The following is a 2,897-nucleotide window of genomic DNA, read 5'->3' on the forward strand; positions in this document are numbered from 1 at the left end:
CGAGCAGCTGGTGCGCATCTCGCGCGAGTTCGGCCGGCCCATCGCCACCGCCCAGCAGGCGCGCGAGATCAGCAAGATCGGCGTCTTCTACGACACGGTGGAAGAAAGCCTGCTGGCCAACGGCTTTGCGCCCAACCGCAACGGCGCCCAGCAGGGCTTCCTGCGCAAGGCGGCGTAGCAAGATTTCAGACAACAATCAAAGAGACAACTCATGGCTATGACAATGGAAGGAGTCGCCTTGCCCGCGCGCAAGGACGACTACCTCATCAGCAAGCGACAAGCCTGGTTCGCCTTCGCGATGACCTTCGGCCTGATGCTGTTCGATTACATCGACCGGCAGGTCATCGTCTCGCTCTTTCCGCACATCAAGAGCGAGTGGAACCTGAGCGACAAGCAGCTTGGCTCGCTGGTTTCAATCATCTCGATCGTGGTGGCCGTCGGCGGCATCCCGGTGGCCCTTCTGGCGGACCGGGTGAGCCGCGTGAAGAGCATCTTCGTGATGGCGACCGTCTGGAGCCTGGCCAGCATCTCCTGCATGTTCACCACCAATTTCGGACAGCTGTTTGCGGCGCGTGCGGTGGTGGGCGCCGGCGAGACCGGCTACGGCTCGGTCGGCGCGGCGTTGATCTCGACGCTGTTTCCCAAGCGCCTGCGCGGGGCGCTGCTGGGCGCCTTCTTCGCGGCGGCATCGCTGGGTTCCGTGCTCGGCGTCGTGCTCGGGGGCGTGATTGCGGCCAAGTGGGGTTGGAGGGCCGCGTTTGGCGTGGTCGGCGTGCCAGGCCTCGTGATGGCACTGCTGTATCTGCTCGTGCGGGACTACAAGACCGTGGCCCTCACGCCCCGGCTGGACAAGGTCACCCAGTCGCTCGGCGGCACGCTCAAGCACATCTTCGGCGCCCTGGCGCGATCACGCACCATGCTGTGGGTCTGCCTAGGTTCTGCCATGCAGCTCATCGTGGTCTCCGCCGTGTGGTCGTGGCTGCCGAGCTACCTCAACCGCTTCCACGGCATCGCGCCAGAGGCTGCGGGCATGCAGGCCGCAATGGTCGTGCTCGTCGGCGCATTGGGCTCCGTGTTCTGGGGCTACGTGGTGGACCGGCTGACGTTGCGCCGTCCCCGCAACAAGCTTCCGGCTCTGGCCGTCCTGTGCCTGGTCACCCTGGCGATCTTCCTGGCGGCCTTCGCAGGTACCGAGCCCGGAGAGGCGCAATTCAAGCTCGTGCTGCTGGGCGGCTTCTTCATGACCTGCACCGTGGGCGTGGTGTCGGGGGTGGTCATCGACGTGATCCACCCTGGCGTGCGCTCCACGGGGTCGGCCGTGCTGTCGCTGTTCCAGAACCTGTTCGGTCTGGCTGTCGGTCCCTTCCTGGTGGGCGTGCTGTCGGACCAGTGGGGCCTGCAGCTGGCGATGGCGATCGTGCCCTGCTTCAGCGTGCTGGCCGCCGCGGCTTTCATCTGGTCCGCGCGCAGCTACGACGCCGACGTGGCCAAAGTCTCCGGCGTGGCGCTCGCCGTCGCCCCCTGAAGATCCCATATGACACACAAGCTCGACATCGACATCTACCTCGACCTGGTCTGTCCCTGGTGCCTGATCGGCAAGAAACAACTTGAGCAGGCGGTGGCGGCGTACACCCGGATCCCTGGCAATCCTCCGGTGCAAGTGAATTGGCGCTCGGTGCAATTGTTCCCCGACCTGCCCGAGGAGGGCGTGGATTTTCAGGCGTTCTACCGGCAGCGCCTGGGGAGCGTCGAGGCCGTGCATGCCCGGCAGGCCCAGGTCCGGGCGGCTGCCAGGCGCGCCGGCACGGAGATCCACTTCGATCGCATTCGTCGCTTTCCCAACACGCTGCTCGCGCACCAGATGCTGGCCTGCGGCAAGGAGCAACTGTCGCCCGAGATGCTGGACGCCCTGCTGGACGCGCTGCTGGCGGGCTATTTCCAGCAGGGCGCGGACCTCGGCGATGAAGACACCCTGTTGGCCATCGGCAGTCGTCACGGGCTCGAGCCTTCGGCATGGAAGGCCTGGATGACTGTGGGACGGCGCCCGCCCGAACTGGCGCGCGTACCGAGCGTACCGCTCCTCGCGTTCAACCGGAAATTCTCACTGAGCGGTGCACAGCCGGTCGACGTCCTGCTGGAGGCCATGAACGAGGCTCGCGCGGCTGCGGGCTTCGCAACGAACTGACGCCCGCCGTTCGACACGCATCCACATCCGATTCGGCATCCGTGCCACCCTTCCCGAAGACGCTTGCCATGACAACACTGGCCGCTTCCGTGCGCACACGTAGCAACCTGCTCGTTCCGGGCCTCCTGATGAGCATCGTGGTGGCCGCGGCGGCCACCTTCCTGGCCGATCACTACCACGCACCGGTGATGCTTTTCGCGCTATTGCTGGGCATGGCCGTGAACTTCCTGGCCGTGGACGGCAAATGCAAGCCAGGCATCGAGTTCACATCGCGTGAAGTGCTGCGCATCGGCGTCGCGCTGCTGGGCATGCGCCTTACGTTCTCCCAGATCGCGGCCCTGGGATGGCATCCGGTGGTGCTTGTCGTGGGGTCGGTCATCCTGACCATTCTCGTGGCGATGCTCGTCGCGCGCGCTATGGGATTCAATACCTTGTTCGGTCTTCTCACCGGCGGTGCGACCGCCATTTGCGGGGCCTCGGCGGCACTTGCCCTGTCGGCGGCCTTGGCGGCGCACCCGGGGAAGGAACGGGCCACCCTGTTCACGGTCATCGGCGTTTCGGCTCTGTCCACGCTGGCCATGATCGTCTACCCGATGGTGGTCCAGTTGTTCGGCCTCGACGCGACGCAGGCGGGCATGTTCCTGGGTGGAACCATCCACGACGTGGCCCAGGTCGTGGGGGCCGGCTACGGAATGTCGCAGCAGACCGGAGA

At 65.7% G+C, this 2,897-nt stretch carries 3 protein-coding genes and 1 pseudogene; all 4 read left to right on the forward strand.

Translation table 11 applies throughout. The features are described 5' to 3' along the window. Positions 1 to 178 (forward strand): annotated as a pseudogene (locus tag AC1DY5_RS49745) (3-keto-5-aminohexanoate cleavage protein); the annotation flags it as partial. Between the two features lie 33 nt (positions 179 to 211). After that, positions 212 to 1,525 (forward strand): MFS transporter, encoded by a 1,314-nt coding sequence (locus AC1DY5_RS49750; protein ID WP_478121692.1) that lies wholly within the window; start codon positions 212 to 214, stop codon positions 1,523 to 1,525. 9 nt (positions 1,526 to 1,534) lie between these two features. Then, on the forward strand, positions 1,535 to 2,185 hold the full coding sequence (locus tag AC1DY5_RS49755; protein WP_478121693.1) for a DsbA family oxidoreductase: 651 nt from the start codon (positions 1,535 to 1,537) through the stop codon (positions 2,183 to 2,185). A gap of 68 nt (positions 2,186 to 2,253) precedes the next feature. Next, positions 2,254 to 2,897, forward strand: a 644-nt coding sequence (locus tag AC1DY5_RS49760; RefSeq protein ID WP_478121694.1) for a YeiH family protein, incomplete at its 3' end; no start/stop codon positions are given.

The organism is Variovorax sp. P4_D9 (assembly GCF_056401695.1).

Bases quoted from the DNA above. Each gene is read 5' to 3' on its own strand.
- AC1DY5_RS49750 (WP_478121692.1), top strand. From the start codon at position 212: ATGGCTATGACAATGGAAGGAGTCGCCTTGCCCGCGCGCAAGGACGAC.
- AC1DY5_RS49755 (WP_478121693.1), top strand. From the start codon at position 1,535: ATGACACACAAGCTCGACATCGACATCTACCTCGACCTGGTCTGTCCC.